At 56.7% G+C, this 18517-nt stretch carries 18 protein-coding genes; 7 read left to right on the forward strand and 11 right to left on the reverse strand.

Going from position 1 to position 18517, the window contains the following annotated elements; translation table 11 throughout:
• Window positions 1–78: 78 nt before the first annotated feature.
• Window positions 79–282: a hypothetical protein gene (locus tag ABLN87_RS14765; protein ID WP_353011437.1), complete on the reverse strand. Its 204-nt coding sequence runs from the start codon at window positions 280–282 to the stop codon at window positions 79–81.
• A 650-nt stretch (window positions 283–932) separates the two neighbouring features.
• Here ABLN87_RS14765 and ABLN87_RS14770 point away from each other — a divergent pair.
• Window positions 933–2090, forward strand: coding sequence for a DcaP family trimeric outer membrane transporter (locus tag ABLN87_RS14770; protein ID WP_353011439.1), 1158 nt, complete (start codon window positions 933–935; stop codon window positions 2088–2090).
• 71 nt (window positions 2091–2161) lie between these two features.
• On the opposite strand, the gene ABLN87_RS14775 is transcribed toward ABLN87_RS14770, so the two are convergent.
• The 3 genes from ABLN87_RS14775 to ABLN87_RS14785 form a co-directional block, all read right to left on the reverse strand.
• Window positions 2162–2512, reverse strand: a complete 351-nt coding sequence (locus ABLN87_RS14775) for a hypothetical protein (protein WP_353011440.1) — start codon at window positions 2510–2512, stop codon at window positions 2162–2164.
• Between the two features lie 136 nt (window positions 2513–2648).
• Window positions 2649–3134 carry a DUF6497 family protein gene (locus ABLN87_RS14780; RefSeq protein WP_353011441.1) on the reverse strand — a complete coding sequence of 162 codons (486 nt, stop codon included), beginning with the start codon at window positions 3132–3134 and terminating at the stop codon, window positions 2649–2651.
• A 111-nt stretch (window positions 3135–3245) separates the two neighbouring features.
• Window positions 3246–4778: an acyl-CoA carboxylase subunit beta gene (locus ABLN87_RS14785; RefSeq protein ID WP_353011442.1), complete on the reverse strand. Its 1533-nt coding sequence runs from the start codon at window positions 4776–4778 to the stop codon at window positions 3246–3248.
• Window positions 4779–4960: 182 nt separating this feature from the next.
• Between ABLN87_RS14785 and ABLN87_RS14790 the strand changes: the two genes are divergently transcribed.
• Together ABLN87_RS14790 and ABLN87_RS14795 are read left to right on the forward strand one after the other, a co-directional pair.
• The gene (locus tag ABLN87_RS14790; protein WP_353011443.1) at window positions 4961–6166 is read left to right on the forward strand and encodes a multidrug effflux MFS transporter; all 1206 of its coding nucleotides are present in this window, start codon (window positions 4961–4963) and stop codon (window positions 6164–6166) included.
• 65 nt (window positions 6167–6231) lie between these two features.
• Window positions 6232–7632 carry a helix-turn-helix domain-containing protein gene (locus ABLN87_RS14795; RefSeq protein WP_353011444.1) on the forward strand — a complete coding sequence of 467 codons (1401 nt, stop codon included), beginning with the start codon at window positions 6232–6234 and terminating at the stop codon, window positions 7630–7632.
• 74 nt (window positions 7633–7706) lie between these two features.
• On the opposite strand, the gene ABLN87_RS14800 is transcribed toward ABLN87_RS14795, so the two are convergent.
• The 4 genes from ABLN87_RS14800 to ABLN87_RS14815 form a co-directional block, all read right to left on the reverse strand.
• Window positions 7707–7946: a YdcH family protein gene (locus ABLN87_RS14800; protein ID WP_170531892.1), complete on the reverse strand. Its 240-nt coding sequence runs from the start codon at window positions 7944–7946 to the stop codon at window positions 7707–7709.
• 113 nt (window positions 7947–8059) lie between these two features.
• Window positions 8060–9568, reverse strand: a complete 1509-nt coding sequence (gene betC / locus ABLN87_RS14805; RefSeq protein WP_353011446.1) for a choline-sulfatase — start codon at window positions 9566–9568, stop codon at window positions 8060–8062.
• Window positions 9569–9738: 170 nt separating this feature from the next.
• Complete coding sequence (locus ABLN87_RS14810; protein WP_353011448.1) at window positions 9739–10647, reverse strand: DMT family transporter; 909 nt, start codon at window positions 10645–10647, stop codon at window positions 9739–9741.
• A 40-nt stretch (window positions 10648–10687) separates the two neighbouring features.
• Window positions 10688–11287, reverse strand: coding sequence for a LysE/ArgO family amino acid transporter (locus ABLN87_RS14815; protein ID WP_353011449.1), 600 nt, complete (start codon window positions 11285–11287; stop codon window positions 10688–10690).
• 86 nt (window positions 11288–11373) lie between these two features.
• Here ABLN87_RS14815 and ABLN87_RS14820 point away from each other — a divergent pair, with 86 nt between their 5' ends.
• Complete coding sequence (locus tag ABLN87_RS14820; protein ID WP_353011451.1) at window positions 11374–12291, forward strand: LysR family transcriptional regulator ArgP; 918 nt, start codon at window positions 11374–11376, stop codon at window positions 12289–12291.
• Window positions 12292–12295: 4 nt separating this feature from the next.
• Window positions 12296–12985, forward strand: a complete 690-nt coding sequence (locus ABLN87_RS14825; RefSeq protein ID WP_353011453.1) for a nitroreductase family protein — start codon at window positions 12296–12298, stop codon at window positions 12983–12985.
• Here the strand turns inward: ABLN87_RS14825 and ABLN87_RS14830 are convergent.
• Window positions 12971–14272 carry an MFS transporter gene (locus ABLN87_RS14830; protein ID WP_353011454.1) on the reverse strand — a complete coding sequence of 434 codons (1302 nt, stop codon included), beginning with the start codon at window positions 14270–14272 and terminating at the stop codon, window positions 12971–12973. The genes ABLN87_RS14825 and ABLN87_RS14830 overlap by 15 nt on opposite strands.
• A 150-nt stretch (window positions 14273–14422) precedes the next feature.
• Entirely contained in the window at window positions 14423–15163 is a 741-nt protein-coding gene (locus tag ABLN87_RS14835) for a YebC/PmpR family DNA-binding transcriptional regulator (RefSeq protein ID WP_353011456.1), read from the reverse strand.
• Between the two features lie 111 nt (window positions 15164–15274).
• Between ABLN87_RS14835 and ABLN87_RS14840 the strand changes: the two genes are divergently transcribed.
• Complete coding sequence (locus ABLN87_RS14840; RefSeq protein WP_353011458.1) at window positions 15275–17047, forward strand: SLC13 family permease; 1773 nt, start codon at window positions 15275–15277, stop codon at window positions 17045–17047.
• A 6-nt stretch (window positions 17048–17053) separates the two neighbouring features.
• Here the strand turns inward: ABLN87_RS14840 and ABLN87_RS14845 are convergent, their stop codons facing one another.
• Entirely contained in the window at window positions 17054–17680 is a 627-nt protein-coding gene (locus ABLN87_RS14845) for an HAD family hydrolase (RefSeq protein ID WP_353011460.1), read from the reverse strand.
• Window positions 17681–17777: 97 nt separating this feature from the next.
• Between ABLN87_RS14845 and ABLN87_RS14850 the strand changes: the two genes are divergently transcribed.
• Complete coding sequence (locus ABLN87_RS14850) at window positions 17778–18512, forward strand: glutamine amidotransferase (protein ID WP_353011461.1); 735 nt, start codon at window positions 17778–17780, stop codon at window positions 18510–18512.
• The last annotated feature ends 5 nt before the right edge of the window (window positions 18513–18517 follow it).

Here is an 18517-nt window from a genome sequence, read left to right on the forward strand (position 1 = left end):
GCCGCCGCAGGGAGGGATCCCCGCAACGGCGTGATACGCGATGACGGATGGGGCGAAAAACGCCCCAAGGAATTTGTGTTAGTTACAGTTGTTCTGCGTTTTGCAGTAAAGGACGTTACCCGCGGCGCCAATGGCTGCCCCAAACAGCGGGTCCGCGCTGAGGACCGCAGCCCCGACTGCGCCGGCTCCGCCACCCAGCAAAGCCTGTTCGCCGGTCGTGTCACCGCAGGCCGACAGGCCCGCGCAAGTTGCTGCAACCAGAATAATACGTGAGATTTGCATTTAGTCTGCCCTCTTGCTCGATTTGATATCTTTAAGGTCAGATGCGGGGTTTGGGCTCTGTTATTCAATATCAAACACAGCAAATTCACATTTTGCGCAGATTTATGCCGCTTGATACCTGCAGGATGCTCAAAGAAAAACGCGGACAGGACATTGTGGGGAACACAAGCCTGCCCGCGGAAGGAAGGGGTACGGAATAGTAGGTGCATGTGCGGCGCAGGCAAAGTAGAGCCGCACGGCCCGCTCAGGTTGCACGCCACAATCCAAGCAGCAAACAAAGTATTGTTTCCTGAGAAGATTCCGGCTGGAATTTGCCCATGCGGCAAGTTTCCGCGCAAAATTGCGCCGATCGCCTTTTGCGGCGATTCAGGCCTGCGCCCGAGGCCCGGCGTCACAGTTTTGTTATATTTCAGCTTCCGAGCCAGCCTTTTCGCAGGCGCAGCATCACATATTGAAGAAATCGGTCTGGGTGGAAACATGTTCACATTCATACGCTTGGCAGAACGTTTCACCCCATCGTGACCTAGCGCGCCCAAAAACGCACATTCCCTTGAGAAATATAGGCTTTTCCGTCCCAATCTCGTGATTTCCGAAGCCACAAAGCGCGTGGAACGGTGCAAGTGCTTACTCGCACACAAGGAAACACCCACATGACTAAGATAGGAAAAAAGGCGACCCTGCTTGCGGCCTCTGCACTCTGTTTGACCGGCACGAATGCTGTGGCTGAGGACGCCCAGACACAGGCCGAACTGGATGCGTTGCGCGCCAGAGTCGAAGCGCTTGAGACCAACCGCGCGGGCCCTGCTAATGGTGATTTCAGAATCGGGAACACCACTCTCGACGTTTATGGCTACGTCAAAGCCGATTTCTTCTACGATTTCGAATTTGATCAGGGGGATACCGCTTTTGTAAACGTGATCGGTGAGCCATCGGCAGCAACTGATGGAACCTTTGGCGCGACGATCCGCCAATCGCGGATCGGATTGCGCACAAGCACCCCAAGCGGCATCGGTGAGATCGGCGGACAGTTGGAGCTGGATCTGTTCGCCTCGAACGGCACGGCAGAGCTGCGGTTGCGTCATGCCAATATCACCATTGGTGACAGATGGCTGATCGGACAGTACTGGACCAACTTTCAGCCGTTGGACACTTATCCGACCTCGGTTGAATTCAATGGTCCGGTCGGTATCGCATTCGCCCGGGTACCGCAGGTCCGCTACACGGCCAATCTGGGTTCGAATACCGTTTTCAGCACCTCGATCGAAGAAAATGTCAGTGGGTCGAACTCGGACGATCCGGTTCTTACCGCTGCGGCCGAGTATAACAATGGCACATATATTGCGCGTGCTTCGGCGCTCTATGGCAACGCTCAAACAATCGACGGTGCGACCGAGGTCGATCAGTGGGGCGTTACTCTGTCTGGCTCGATCCGCCCCTGGGCGGGTGGCCTGTTTCAGGTCAACTATATCCACGGTCAAGCCCTTGGCCCATACCTGATTGGCCTGGGCGATGCGATTGTCGGGGGTGAAGCCAACGATGTCGATGGCTACACGGTCGAGTTCCGCCAGGACCTGAGTGACAAATGGAACGTTGGCATCGCTTACGGACGCGAGGACTATGATCTGGCCACATCGACCGGAACACTGGCGTTCACCGAGTTGGAGACCATCCATGTCAACGCCTTCTACAAGGCGACCGACAACCTGACCCTTAGTGCCGAATACATCTATGGCGAGCGGAATGATGTGAACTCGGGGCAAGACTTCGATGGCAATCGGATACAGGTCGCCGCCCAGTTGAACTTCTGACGCGCCCATTCGACCCTGCCCGATACTGGGCGGGGTCTCTCTTGCTATGGGCTGTGTCAGGTTCAACATGATCAACCTGTGCCGAACAAATCAGGGAACGACGCACGCGCGGCGTCCAGATCAATGACCAGCAACGCATCATAGCTTTCCGGATCGAACGGATCTTCTGCCGGAATGACTTCGCGCCCGAACAGCCAGCTCAGCCGGCCCGCATCCAAATTGCCGCGCTCAAACGGCTTATCACCGAACGCTTGCCATAGTGCTTCCATAAACCCCGCATCAGCCCTGCGGTCAGCGGGTTTGCGATCCCGAAACCGTTCGCGACGGGTGATCGGGGTTACGCCCTTAGGGTTGGCGCGGCGAATGGTGAATTGAAAATCGGTGCCAGCCAGACGCCCAGGAAATCCGCGATGTTTCAGCATGTCGACACCTCTGGCATGACGTCGTGTTTGATAGAGGGAAATTCACATCCGTTTCGGGATGAGGTCATAGTGCGCACCTCCAAAGCCGCATCATTGATCTGAGACGCTTTGGGCACATGAAATTCGATGATCATGGTCAAAGCCCCTCCCAGATACACCCGGACGGTTCCAACCGGTAGGCTTCAAAGAACTGTGTGGCATCCGGCGCGCTGTCGCCGAATTCGATAGGCCGGTCCGCCAGCGATATAATCACAAGTGCCGGGTCCAATTCGTGCTGAGCGACATAGGCAATCGCCAAAGTCTGGCACAGATGCGCCATATCCTTCGTAGCGACGTCATAGCCGATCCGACCCACGGTTGCCCCGATCTTTGGGGCAATGAACCGAAACCGAACCCAAAGCTCACCCGGATTGTTGTCCAATAGAACATTGTTCAGGTGCACGGGCTGACCAGATGGCACGGGCAGCGGGGTTTCCGATTGTGGGAAAGCAGGGGTGGCAAACAGGCTGGTCAACAAAACTATGGCGCGGCCCCGGACCCGCCAATGGCAAGCTCCTCCTTCCGGGGTCGCGCGCGCAGTGCTTGCGGCCTGCGCAGTTCTATGATTGCTGGAGCGGATCATTCAACTATTTAGCAGTTTTTGTCAAACCTGCCATATTTGGCGGCAGTTTCTAAACCATCCTCATTTTCAGCGTGACGCAAGGCACAGGGCGGTTTTTCCGCCCTGAGGGCCTTACAACGGGATATTGTCGTGCTTTTTCCAAGGGTTCTTCAGCTGCTTGCCCCGCAAGCTGGCGAAAGCACGCGAAACACGGCGGCGAGTTGAATGGGGCATGATCACCTCGTCCACAAAGCCACGTTCAGCCGCCACAAACGGATTCGCAAAGCGATCCTCGTAGTCGGCCACGTGTTGCGCGGTTTTCTCAGCATCTTTCAGATCGGCCCGGTGGATGATCTCGGTCGCACCTTTTGCACCCATCACCGCGATCTCGGCCGTGGGCCAGGCATAGTTGAAATCGCCGCGCAGATGCTTGGACGCCATAACCACATAGGCGCCGCCATAGGCCTTGCGGGTAATAACTGTGACCTTCGGCACTGTCGCTTCGCCATAGGCGTAAAGCAGTTTGGCACCGTGCTTGATCACCCCGCTGTATTCCTGCTGCGTTCCTGGAAGGAATCCCGGCACGTCAACCAGTGTTAGGATCGGGATCTCGAAACAGTCACAGAAGCGGACGAACCGCGCGGCTTTGCGCGAGCTATCGATGTCCAGACACCCTGCCAGAACCATCGGCTGGTTCGCAACAACGCCGACAGTCTGCCCTTCAAGCCGAACAAAACCGGTGATGATGTTCTTGGCGAAATCTTCCTGGATCTCGTAGAAATCGCCCTCATCCGCGATCTTCGTGATCAGTTCCTTCATGTCATAGGGTGTGTTCGGATTATCCGGCACCAGAGTATCTAGGGATTTCTCCACGCGATCTGGATCATCAAAGAACGGACGGACCGGAGGTTTCTCGCGGTTGTTCAGCGGCAGGAAATCGACAAGGCGGCGCACCTCGGCCAGTGCTTCAACATCGTTTTCAAATGCGCCATCTGCGACGGATGACTTTTTAGTGTGGGTTGATGCTCCACCAAGCTCTTCAGCCGTGACCACTTCGTTTGTTACGGTCTTGACCACATCAGGGCCGGTCACGAACATGTAGGACGAGTCCTTGACCATGAAGATAAAGTCCGTCATCGCCGGGCTGTACACCGCACCACCGGCACAGGGGCCCATGATCACGCTGATCTGCGGAACCACGCCCGAGGCGGTGATGTTGCGCTGGAACACCTCGGCATAGCCCGCAAGTGACGCCACACCTTCCTGGATACGCGCACCACCCGAGTCGTTGATGCCGATGATGGGCGCTCCGTTCTGAACCGCCATATCCATGACTTTGCAGATCTTTTGGGCATGCGTTTCCGAAAGCGAGCCGCCAAAGACAGTGAAATCCTGGCTGAACACATAGACCATGCGTCCATTGATCGTGCCCCATCCGGTTACCACACCATCCCCTGCAGGCTGCTGTTTTTCCATGCCGAAATCGGTGCAGCGGTGGCTGACAAACATGTCAAACTCTTCGAAACTGCCTTCGTCCAGCAGCAGTTCGATCCGCTCGCGCGCAGTCAACTTGCCGCGACCGTGCTGGGCATCAATTCGCTTTTGCCCACCGCCCAAACGCGCCGCGTCACGACGGTTTTCAAGCTCGGAAAGGATGTCTTTCATGGCGCATATCCCCTGTTAAATTTGGCGAACACTACCCGCTGAGCAGCCTTGGCTAAAGTTCTTTCCAGCAAATTTGCAAATATTTGAAAACCACATCCTGATAAATTGTAAAACTGCTAATATATCCAGTTCGCTCGATACTGATCTGGCATTCCCAAAAACCGCCACTATACATGTGAACAATGCAGTTCAGATCGACTGCGGTTCGCCGCACGCCACCCACAATCGGCACACTTGTATTACTGTCAGGCCTAGCGGCGCTGAGCATGAATTTGTTCTTGCCCAGCCTACCGAACATGGCGCTGTATTTTGCGACTGACTACAAGGTCATGCAGTTGTCGATTGCGCTGTATCTGCTGGTCAATGCGGTGCTGCAAATCCTGATCGGCCCCATCGCGGACAAAGCCGGGCGCAGGCCGGTGCTGCTGTGGGGACTTTCGTTGTTTTTGCTGGCGACGCTCGGATGCATCTACGCCCCCACTGCCGAGGTTTTTCTGTTCTTTCGAATGTGCCAGGCGGTGATCGTTGTCGGGATGGTTCTCAGCCGCGCGGCGGTGCGGGACATGTATGATCAGGATCAAGCGGCATCCATGATTGGCTATGTCACCATGGGTATGGCAGTGGTTCCGATGATTGGCCCCGCGATCGGAGGTATCCTTGAGGAAAGCTTTGGCTGGAAAGCCAATTTCTGGCTACCATTCGCGTTGGGCGCACTGATCCTGGCTCTAACCTACTGGGACTTTGGCGAAACCTCTGCCAAAAGCGGCAAAACCCTGATCCAACAATTCAGGGAATATCCCGAACTTCTGAAATCCCCACGCTTTTGGGGCTATTCACTTTCGTCTGCCTTCTCGTCTGGCGCGTTCTTCGCCTATTTAGGCGGCGCACCATTCATTGGAACCGAACTATTCGGGCTCAGCGCGGCCGAAGTTGGGTTTTATTTTGGTGCGCCTGCAGTTGGATACTTTCTCGGGAACTTCCTGAGCGGGCGCTACTCTGTGCGCTTTGGCGTCAACCGAATGGTTCTTTGGGGCAGCATCCTAAACGCCGCTGGAGTGGCAATTTCAGCCGTGCTGTTCCTGATCGGCGCTGGCAGCGCGCTTAGCTTTTTCAGTTTCATGACGTTTGTAGGACTCGGCAACGGTATGACCATACCCAACGCGACATCCGGCGCCCTCTCTGTTCGCCCGCATCTGGCAGCAACCGCAGCTGGCCTAAGCGGAGCTATCATGCTGGGTGGCGGCGCAGGGCTCAGCGCGCTTGCCGGAGCTTTATTGACAGTCGAGACAGGCGCCATGCCGTTGTTATGGTTAATGCTGACAACGGCGGTTCTGGCAATCTGCTCCATCTATTCGGTAATCCGGCGCGAACGACAATTGGGCCTGTAAGCCCGCTTGCCTTCCAAAGTTTGCAAAGTTAGCCTCCCAGATAGGTAAACTTGCAAAGGCACGCCATGGCCACCCAAAAACTCTATGCAGGCGCCAAACTTCGCGAGATGCGCACTCGGCTGTCCCTCACGCAAAAAGAATTTGCTGCAAAGCTTGGCGTGTCGCTCCCGTATCTCAATCAGATGGAGAACAACAACCGCCCGATCTCGACCACAGTCGTGCTGGCATTGGCGCAAGAGTTCGGAATGGATGTCACCGAGCTCAGCACAGGTGACAGCGAGCGTCTGGTCTCTGATATGCGCGAAGCGCTTGCCGATCCGGTTTTTGCCGATGCCATTCCACCTTTGGCCGATCTGCGATTGACCGCTTCGAACGCGCCCGCTCTGGCACGCGCCTTTATCGAACTTCATCGCACCTATCGGCAAACCCATGAACGCCTCGCCTCATTGGACGAGGCATTGGGGCGCGAAGATTCGCGCACGCAGGCCAGCCCATGGGAAGAGGTGCGAGACTTCTTTCACTATTGCGATAACTACATCGATGCCGTCGACCGTGCCGCCGAACTGTTCGCCAATCGGGCCGAGACGCCAGGGGGAATCCGAGAGGCCGCACTGAACAGCCTGGCCGAGCGCGGTATTCAGGTCGTGTTCTCAGACATCGAGACCTTGCGCGCCTATGATTCTGAAAGCAAAACCTTGCGCCTGTCATCCCGCGCAGCGCCACAAACACAGGTCTTCCAGTTGCTGCTGCAGGTCGCTCTGATCAGTCAGGATAAACTGCTCGAAGCCACGCTGGACTTTGCCAAGTTCCAAAGCGATGAAGCACGATCCATCGCCAAGATCGGATTGGCCAACTATTTTGCCGGTGCGTCGCTGATGCCCTATGCCAGTTTTTTGGCTGCTGCACAGGAAACCCGCCATGATCTGGAATTGCTCAGCACCCGTTTCGGCGCATCAATCGAACAAATCGCGCACCGCCTCTCAACGCTGCAACGGCCTGGGGCCAAGGGCATCCCGTTCTTCTTTGTCCGCGTTGATCAGGCCGGAACCATCACCAAACGCCATTCCGCAACGCGGTTGCAATTCGCCCGCTTCGGAGGCGCCTGCCCGCTATGGAATGTGCACCGCGCCTTCGAAACGCCCGGGCACTTTCTGTTGCAGCTTGCGGAAACACCGGACGGGGTCAAATACATCTCGCTGGCGCGCGATATCTCGAAGTCAGGCGGTTCCTACGGCGCGCCCGTCCGCCGCTATGCCATCGCTCTGGGATGCGAGGTGCGCCACGCTCAGGCCCTTGTCTATGCCGACAATCTCGACATCAACAATGCCAGTGCCTACGAGCCTATCGGCATCTCTTGCCGGATTTGCGAACGACAAACCTGCCATCAGCGTTCAGTTCCACCTTTAGAGCGCCGCCTGAGCATCGATACCCATACGCGCGGCACCCTGCCCTACAAGGTGACCTGATCTTCACCTGGCTGAAAATACCTTAGGGGAGTCGCGGCCCGCCGCGACGGGGGCAGAGCCCCCGGCCCAAGCCCTCAGGCTTTTGTCAACATTGCCCAGATTTCATCTTTCAGCGCCGCGCGTTTCTTGCGCATCTCACCTTCGGCCAGTTCTTCCACGGGTTCGATATTTGTCTCGGCCCGGTGCACCTGCCTGTTGATCTCGTGATACTCATCGGCCAGACGCGCAAAATGTGCGTCCGATTGCTTGAGCTGGCTCATTAGTTCGACCTTGTCCGGAAACTCTTCGGCCAGTTCGTGCGGGGTGTGAGACATGCAGTTCGCTCCTAAGTCATGATCTTCTGGGACCTAACTAGCAACCCAGAACACCCGCCACATTGACGCGGATCAAACCGAAGGGATCCATCTCACCAAACCCAAGCGCACGACTATTCGCCGCGTGGGAAACGTTGTTTTTCTTCGACATCATTCAAATCCATGTGATTGCGCATATAGCGTTCCGACGCTTTTTGCAGTGGCTGATAATCCCAAGGGTAGTAGCCGCCCTGCCGCAACGCCTCATAAACCACCCAGCGGCGCGCCTGACTGGCTCGTACATCCGCGTCGAACTGATCAAGATCCCATCGCGCCTGCGATTTCGCGCGCAGGCTTTGCAGCGTGCCCGCATGGCCTGGATTGTCGGCCAGATTGGTCAGTTCATGCGGGTCCTTCTCAAGGTCAAACAGCTGATCTGGATCAAGAGCACAGCGGTTGTACTTCCATTTGCCATATCGCAGCGACACCAACGGCGCATAGGACGCTTCGGCTGCGTATTCCATCGCCACGGGCGCCGTCCGTCCAACCCCTTTTGCCAATGGGCATAGATCCTCACCATCCGTCCACGGGGCAATCTCAGCCATATCGACGCCGGATAGCGCACCCAGCGTGGGCGTTACATCAATCGTAGAAACCGGCGTGTCGATCCGCCCCGGTGGCAGATCAGGGGCCGAGATCATTAGCGGAACGCGGGCAGAGCCTTCAAAGAAGGTCATCTTGAACCACAATCCCCGCTCACCCAGCATGTCGCCGTGATCCGAGACAAACAGGATGATCGCCTCTTGCCGGGTGGTTTCAAGCACTTCGAGGATCTCACCAATCTTGTCGTCCAGATACGAGATATTCGCGAAATAGGCCCGGCGGGATTTGCGTATGTCGTCTTCGGAGATATCAAAGCTGCGCCAGTCATTCGCATCGAAAATCCGCTTGGAATGCGGGTCCTGATTGTCATAGCCAAGGTCCGCGACATCAGGCAGCAGATGCTCGCAATCCTCATACAGGTCCCAGTACTTGCGGCGCGCAACGTAAGGGTCGTGAGGATGTGTAAAGCTGACGGTCAGGCACCACGGACGATCATCCTGCCCCCGAGCCAGATCGTAGATCTTGGCTTTCGCGTGGTATGCGACTTCGTCATCATATTCCATCTGGTTGGAAATCTCGGCCACCCCGGCGCCGGTGACCGAACCCATATTGTGATACCACCAGTCAATCCGCTCTCCGGGCTTGCGATAGTCCGGGGTCCAGCCGAAATCGGCGGGGTAAATATCGGTTGTCAGCCGGTCTTCGAACCCATGCAACTGATCCGGCCCGACAAAGTGCATTTTGCCTGACAGACAGGTGTAATATCCGGCACGGCGCAGATGATGCGCATAAGTCGGGATGTCGCTGCGGAACTCGGCCGCGTTGTCGTAAACCCCAGTGCGAGAGGGCAATTGGCCAGACATGAAACTTGCCCGGCCCGGCGCGCATAGGGGCGAGGCGGTATAGGCATTGGCGAAGCGGGTCGAGCGCGCTGCCAGCTTCTTCAGATTGGGCGCATGCAGCCACTCAGCCGGACCATCGGGAAATAGGGTTCCATTCAGCTGATCCACCATCAGGATCAGAATATTCGGCTTGGTCATTGTCGGGCCCCAATCAGAAAGTGACGGCCAAAGAACTGGGTTTCAGGACCTGGCACGATAGCCGATGATCTCATCGCACGGGAAAGATCCCCACCCTGCTTTGGCGCAGCCTGCAAACGCTAGGGCGCAGACGTTGACTCGTCAATCAACAAACATTCCGTGATATAAAATCACAGCTTTGTTGCAATGGTGGGTGGTGTCAGTTCCCGTCGGTTCAGCACAGCCTCACGCCAGGAAATAAAGCTGACCGCCGCCAGGATCAGCGTACCCCCGGTGACCACCCAGATATCAATGGGCTCACTGAAAACCAGCGCGCCCAACACGGTGGCCCAGATCAATTGCAGGAATGTGACCGGCTGCGTAACCGCTACCGGTGCGGCCTGCAAAGCCAGCGTCATGAAATAGTGCCCGGCCGTGGCGAAGCTGGCCACCAGAAAAAGGACACCAATATCGCGCAGGCTGGGTGGGCTCCAGACCGCGATGGCGAATGGGATCAATACAATTGTGACCCAGATCGACAGATGTGCCACAACAACCGAAGGTGGGATATCGCGCACCAGCAACTTGGCGAGCAGATAAGATCCGCCGAGGGTCAGCGCGGTGCCGAGCATGGCAACATGGCCGGGCGAGACCTCTCGGAATCCCGGTCGCAAGATGATCACAACCCCGATAAGCGCAACCAAAATGGCGGCGATCCGGCGAAAGGCCAGCCTCTCACCCAGAAACAGCGCCGCACCCAGCGTGACATACACCGGCGTCATGTAGTTCATCGCCGTCACCTCGGCCAACGGGATCTGCGTCATCGCGTAGAACCACAGCATGACCGCGCCGCCATGGATCACGCCACGTAGCCCAAACAATGCAAGATCACGTTTACTGAGATGGGTCGCTAGAATTGATCGCAACGCAGGTAACAGGAATACAAGACCCAAAACGTAGCGCAGAAATGCTGCCTGTATCGGGTCCATCGTCGGGCCCAGAGATTTGACCAGCGCCGTCATGACAACAAAGCTCAACCCGGCGGCAAACATCCAGAACATGCCTGCGATCGGGCGCGAGGAAACAGCTTGGGAACTCATGCGTTAGGTTGAACACCGAAACGTCGGCACGGGCAACCCTTCACATGATAACAAGTTTCAAAGCAATACCCAGCATGACGATGCCAATGATCACATCCAGCACCTGCCAGGCTCTTGGCCGCGCAAAGAACGGCGACAAGATCCTGGCGCCGTAGCCAAGGGTGAAGAAGAATACGAAACTAGCCAGCATCGCACCAATTGCAAAGCTCAGCCGGTCGTCATACTGCGCCGAGATTGAGCCGATCAGAACAACCGTGTCCAAATAAACATGCGGGTTCAACCAGGTGAAGGCCATAACGGTCAGCATGGCTGTCCGTAGGCTGGTTGCCTGGCCATTCCCGGCCTTGAGAGCCGCACCACCCTTCCAAGCGGACAAGAAGCTGCGAACAGCATACCAGATCAGGAAAGCGGCACCACCATACCGCATCACAGTTTCAAACCACGGCAAGGCCTGCGCCAACGTTCCAAATCCCGCAACCCCGGCGGCAATCAGGATCGCGTCAGACAGCCCACAGGTCAGACACAGCACAAAGACATGTTCGCGGCGCAACCCCTGTCGCAGGATAAAGGCGTTTTGGGCCCCGATCGCAAGGATCAGGCTGAAACTAAGCGCAAAACCAGCGATGAAAGTTGTGAACATGATGCCTCCTACTGTTCGAGGCGTTGACTACCGTCATCCACGTGATCTATCAAATTAATGATGGTAATCTGAGTTAAGTTTGACTAATGCTCCTCGACCCTCATCACCTGTCAGCGTTGTCCGCGATTTTGCGCCATGGCAGCTTTGATGCGGCCGCGAGTGCTTTGGCTGTTACTCCTTCCGCAATCTCTCAGCGGATCAAAGCGCTGGAGGATCGCGTCGGCGCGACCCTGATCAATCGCGGAAGCCCCTGTACCGGAACGCCAGCCGGTTTGCGGATCGCGCAATATGCAGAAGATATCGGTTTGCTCGAAGCACAGCTCTCGCGTGAGCTATCGCTTGACCAAACCACTGAAACCGCCCGCGTTCGCGTGGCCATACCAGCGGATATACTGGCGACCCTGTTTATTGACGTCATGGCCAATATGCCGGGTCTGCTGTTTGATTTGGTCATCGATGATCAGGACCATTCGGCCCAATGGCTACGCCGGGGTGAAGTCAGCGCAGCGATCACCGTGGATGGCCAGCCGGTGACGGGTTGTGATGCCACCGAGCTTGGAACCCTAAGGTATTTGCCAACGGCCAGCCCGGATTTCATGCAGCGTTGGTTTTCCGAAGGTGTAAACAAATCCACCCTCAGCACCGCCCCCTGCCTTGTGTTCAACCGCAAAGATGGCCTGCAAAAAGCGTGGTTTGAGGCTCAGGCGGGTGGTCGTATTACGCCGCCGACCCATTTTTTGCCATCCTCTCACGGCTTCGTTGATGCCGCGATTGCGGGGGTCGGATGGGGAATGAACCCCGAACCGTTGGTGCGCATGCCCATAACCGAAGGGAAGTTGCAGCCCCTCATTCCAGACGCACATCTGGATGTTGCGTTGACCTGGCAAGTCGGTCGCGTCCTGTCCCCAGCTCTGGCCCCGCTAACCAAGGCGGTCAAAGCGGCTGCAGCCAAAGCCTTGATCCCCGGCGCGCGCAAACGGATAAGAGGCAAACCTACGGAGTAACCTTATGTTTTCACGCGACGCCCTCAGCTATGATCCGATCCCCCTGCCCGACCGGTGCGAGATCAGCGACGATCAGATGCAGCAGGCTGCACTGGCCTTTCACGACAAGATGCGACAGCGCCATACGGTACGCGATTTCTCGGCCCGCCCGGTCGAGAAAGCGGTGATCGAAACATGCCTGCGCACGGCTGGCACGGCCCCGTCGGGCGCCAATCATCAGCCATGGCACTTTGCGGCTATCTCAGATTCCGCACTGAAACAGCAGATCCGCGAAGAAGCCGAGGAAGAGGAACGCAGGTTCTATGCCGGTGGCGCCGGGGATGAATGGATCAAGGCATTGGAACCGATTGGCACCGACGCAGTGAAAGAGCACCTGACCATCGCCCCCTGGCTGATCGTGGTTTTCGCCCAACGCTGGGGCGAGTTCGAGAACGGCACGCGCTACAAGAACTACTACGTCCCCGAAAGCGTGAATATCGCAACCGGGTTCCTGCTGGCCGCGCTGCATCACGCCGGTTTGTCAACGCTGACGCACACACCCAATCCGATGAAGTTTCTAAACGCGGCCCTGAAACGGCCAGCCTCGGAAAAACCCACAATGATCATCGCGGTTGGACACCCTTCAGAGACTGCAACGGTTCCATCCGTGGCCAAGCTTAAGAAACCATTGGACGAAATCTCATCCTTCTTCTGAGGCTTTTCCGCTGGTTTCGTTGACCTTCGCCTGAGCCTTCGGCAACGCGATCTTGTAGCATGTTAAGGCCGAAATCAAACTGCACCCCACGATGAAGACAACGGCCAAGGCGACCTCGTGCATATGTGCAATCGCGGCCAGTCCGGCGGACAAGACAACCGCTGCAATCCGGGCAATACTCTTGACCGCAGCCGAGGCCTGAACGCGCTGATCTTTTGGGGCGACATCCAGAAAATACAGTTTGCGCGCGCTGCTGACACCCGTGGTGGCAACCGTCACGATGAACAGGGCAATCGCGTGCAGATGCACATCATGATCCAGCTTAAGATAGTGAAACGTCAACAACACCGCTCCAGTCACCGCGACCATCAGAGTGCCCGTAACCATCACGGCGCGATGCGACTTCATATTGACAACTTGCCAAAGCGGCGCCGCCACCAGATACCCCGAAGCTGACGATATGATCATCGCGGTCAGCCCTTTGGCCGACGCATGATGCGCCTCGGCCGCGATCAGGGCGAAGAAGGGAACCGACAAGGATACAACAACCAAAGGCATGCGCATTGTCATGTAGCGCCTGAACCATGCGTGATCGAACATCTCAACAATGGCTTCTAAATTTGCTTTGAATGACAATTTGACCGCAGGTTTCCCGTCGGTCGATGCGCCTGTGGTTTTACCGATCTCAGCCAGCGCCATGATGCAGATCCCCGACAGCACGAAGAACGTGAATGATACTGCAATCACAGCAGAGTGTCGCGAAAAAGGAGGGTTGTCTTTTGTGATCTCATGGATCAGCAAGGCCAAGCCTATCGCCGCCAGACCTCCGGCCCCAAACTGCAAATACCGCATTGAAATACGTGATTTGGATTGGACATGATCCCCAAGCAGGTCGGTATACATGAGGTTCTGCATTTCATCGACCAGACCAATCACAAAAAAGACCATTATAAACGCTACAGCGATCAGGGGCACGACGCCTGACGCGGCAACGGCCATCGCGATAAGCAGGCAGATTCCGATCACAAACTCGGTCATTGCGATGGCGCGCTTCTTTCTGCGTTGGGCCGCAATGGGTTGAGCCAGAAAGAAATCTGCGATCATCGAGCCGACCATGCGGATCGAGACCAGCGCGCCCGCTACAAACATGGGCAATTCAAAAGACACAGCTAGAAAAGGCAACACAACGGATGGGCTGCCCAAGGTCCACGCGATCTGGGACAAAATGCTCTGCCCAGTCAAAACCGGGACGTTGCGCTTGGCCAACTCACTTGCGTCTTGTGTCATTCATTCTGCCATCAATTACGATTAAACCAGCACCTGTGCTGGCTAACTCAGTTTAGCCTATTCTGTTACAGGGTTACGGCCAAGCACCTCTGAAGCATCAAAAAAGCCCGGCCAATATGACCGGGCTTTGAAAACAACACGCGCTCTACTTTAAAGCTGTGCCATGACCTCATCAGTGGCTTCGAAATTGGTTGTGACGCGCTGAACGTCGTCATCGTCCTCGAGCGCATCAACCAGTTTCATCAGCTTTTGCATGTCCTCTAGGCCCAGCTCGGTCGTGGTGGTCGGCTTCCAGATCAGCTTGGTCGATTCAGATTCGCCCAGCGCTCCTTCCAGAGCGTTTGAGACATCGTTCAGATCGGTATCCGCGCACCAGATGATGTGACCATCTTCCGAGCTTTCGACATCTTCGGCCCCTGCTTCAATCGCGGCTTCGAAAATTGTGTCCGCATCGCCCGCATCTGCTGGATAAACGACCTCACCTTTGCGGTCGAACATGAACCCGACCGAGCCGGTCTCGCCCAGATTGCCACCGTTCTTCGAGAACGTGGAACGAACCGTCGAAGCCGTCCGGTTGCGGTTGTCGGTCATCGTCTCGACGATCACGGCCACACCGTTGGGGCCGTAGCCCTCGTACCGGATTTCTTCGTATTCGTCGCCTTCACCCGCAACCGATTTCTTGATCGCGCGGTCGATCACGTCCTTGGGGACCGAGTTCGACTTGGCCTCTTTCACCGCCAGACGCAGGCGCGGGTTCTTGTCGGGATCAGGGTCGCCCATCTTGGCGGCCACGGTGATCTCTTTCGACAGTTTGGAAAACAGTTTGGACCGCGCGGCGTCCTGACGTCCCTTGCGGTGCTGGATGTTGGCCCATTTGGAATGGCCTGCCATGGTGCGTCCTCGTCATTCGTAATTGCGTATTCGGCGCTCATATAGACGGTTGCGGGGGGCAGGATCAAGGGATCGGCTTGCGAGACGCCCCCGTGCAGGTATGGTGGCGGCATGACGACAGAACAAATCATTCTTTTCACGCTTTTTGCTGCTGTTTTTGGAATGCTGCTATGGGGCCGCTTTCGCTATGACCTCGTGGCCTTTGCTGCCCTGATGATCGGTGTCGTGCTGGGTGTTGTTCCGGTGGACAATGCCTTCGCAGGGTTTGGCCATCCCGCGACGATCATCGTTGCGTTGGTTCTGGTCGTCTCTGCAGGATTGGTCCGATCAGGGGCTGTGTTCCTGATCACACGTACTTTGGTCGATGCCTCACGCGGCTTGGGCGCACATATCGCGCTAATGGGCGGCATCGGCGCAGTTCTGTCGGCTTTTATGAACAACGTTGCCGCGTTGGCCCTGTTGATGCCGGTGGACATACAGACAGCACGCAAGGCCGGGCGATCGGTGGGACTGTCGCTGATGCCGCTCAGCTTCGCGACAATCCTGGGTGGCATGGCCACCTTGATCGGCACGCCGCCGAACATCATCATCGCCTCAATCCGCGCCGAAACGCTGGGCGAGCCCTTCAAGATGTTCGATTTTGCCCCGGTCGGCGGCATAGCCGCCATTGCCGGCCTCGCGTTTGTGTCGCTGATCGGCTGGCGCCTGATCCCAAATCGGGGCCCGCAACAGGAAGCCTCGGACTCCATAGCGGAATATATCGCGGAACTGACGCTACCACCGGACTCACCTCATATCGGCAAGCGTGTCAGCGAGCTTTATGAAGACGCTGAGAAATCAGATGTGGCGATCATCGGGCTGATCCGAGATGGCAAACGACGCTATGGCCGTTCGTCCCACGCGACACTGAAAGAAGGCGACGCGCTGGTGCTGGAAGCGCGCCCCGAAGCGCTGGACGAGTTTCGCGCTGCCCTGAAGCTGGATTTCTCGGACACGCGGCGGCAAGAGGTGCTGACCGCCGAGGGCGAAGGGCTTGAAGTGATCGAGGTCGTCGCCACAGAAAGCGCGCGCATTACAGGTCGCACCGCTCAGGGGTTGGGGCTGGCATGGCGGCAAAGCACCGTTTTGATGGGCATTTCCCGTCAGGGTCGCCAGATCACTGAACAGGTCCGCAAGACCGAGGTGGAAGCAGGCGATATCCTCCTGCTGCTCTGCCCCCGCGACAGAGGCGCGGATGTGACCGAATGGCTGGGCTGTTTGCCACTGGCGCAGCGCGGGTTGAACGTTACCGCAAATGAAAAAGCATGGCTGGCCATCGGTCTGTTCGCGACTGCCGTTCTGGCCGCAAGCATCGGGTTGATCTATCTACCCATTGCCTTGGGGTTGGTCGTTATCGCCTATGTGTTGACCAAGATCATGCCGATCAGCGACATCTACAATCACATCGAATGGCCCGTCGTCGTGCTGTTAGGGTCGATGATCCCTTTAGGCAGTGCATTAGAGACCTCTGGCGGGACTGAACTCATCGCGAACGCCTTGATCCAACTGACCAATGGCTTGCCCGCCTGGGCTATTCTGACAGTCCTGATGGTCGTGACCATGACCCTGTCGGATGTGCTGAACAACACTGCCACGGCCATTGTCGCCGCCCCTGTTGGCATCCAGATGGCACGTAGTTTGGAAGTTTCACCCGATCCATTCCTGATGACGGTTGCGGTGGCAGCCTCGGCTGCATTCCTCACCCCCATCGGACACAAGAACAACACACTGGTTCTGGGCCCGGGTGGCTACAGGTTCGGCGACTACTGGCGCATGGGATTGCCACTGGAGATCCTGATCATCGCGGTCTCGATCCCTTCGATCCTTGTCTTCTGGCCGCTTTGAACGCGCTTAGGAAAACAAGAACTCATCCCGAAGCAGGCCCAATATCTCGTCCTTTGTTTCTTCGGAGAACAGATAGGCGCGCCAACCCGCCTGACGGGCGGCTTCAACGCTGGCACGATAGTCGTCGACAAGCAGCATCTGGTCCGAAGTGACGTGCAGTGTGTCGGTGACATACTCATAGAATCCAAGATGCGGTTTTCTCACCCCCATCCGACCGGATGAGAACACGCATTCGACTCGATCCAAGAACCCCATTTCACGTTCAATAAAGGTGACCCGCCGTGTTTCATTATTGGTCGCAATAACTTGTCTGACACCCTGACGCGAAATCGCGTCCAATACGTCCATGACCTTGGGGTCAGGTAATGCATCTTTCTGGAACCAATAGTCCAACACCGCGTCGGCGCCCGGCGCAAAACCAACCATGCCAGCCCATTCAGCCACACGATCGCGCAGATCTTCCTGCCCGGTTATAATCCGGTCGAAATCGTTCCTGAATACATGATGGGTAAACACTTCCAGAGATTGGCCGAGATCCTGCTCAAAGTGTTGCGCCCACAAGAAAACGCCGTCACGGATGTTTTGATTGAGTACCCCATCGAAATCCCAGGCGATTACAGTGTTTGGCGTCACGGACAGTCCCTTTCCAAAGTTCCGATGTCAGATTAACAAAGCATAATCCTGGGACAACCGCGGCTGCCAAGGTTCGCAAGCGCAATAGAGGCAACTAGTGAAACGCTTTCTGATCCTGCAACTCCGCCCCGAGGCAGATGCTTCGGATGCCGAATATGCCTCGATTCTGGACAAAACCGGCCTCACGCCAGAGCAGACGCACCGCATTCGGCTGGATTGCGAGGACCTGCCCGAGGGGCTGAATGTCACAGATTACGCGGGTGTCATCGTCGGCGGAGGCCCGGGCTGTGTCAGTGACGATCCCAACACGAAATCCGCGCTTGACGCAAAGATCGAAGGTGCGGTGATGGAGCTTATGCCTCAGATCACCGCCCATGATCATCCGTTCATGGGCTGCTGCTATGGCTTGGGTGTTCTGGCGGCTCATCTGGGCGGGGATGTCAGCAAGGCCCAGTTTGGTGAACCGGTCGGCCCATCGGCCTGCCGTCTGACAGACGATGGCGCGACTGACCCTCTGACGGCGGGGTTAAGCCCAGAATTCGACGCCTTTGTCGGCCACAAGGAAGCCGTGCAAGCCCTGCCAGAAGGATGCGTGCACCTCGTTGCCTCAGATCCCTGCCCGTTTCAAATGATCCGCTGGGGCCAGAACGTCTATGCCACGCAGTTCCACCCCGAGGCGGATGCAAAAGACTTTGAGCAACGTATCAACATCTATAAGCATCACGGCTATTTCCCGCCCGAAGACGCGCAAACCCTGATCGATATCTGCAACAGCGCAGATGTCACTCAGCCCGGTGAAATCCTGCGCCGGTTTGCCCAGCGCTACAAGTGACCTAA

Source organism: Ruegeria sp. SCP10, assembly GCF_040329495.1.
GTDB lineage: Bacteria > Pseudomonadota > Alphaproteobacteria > Rhodobacterales > Rhodobacteraceae > Ruegeria.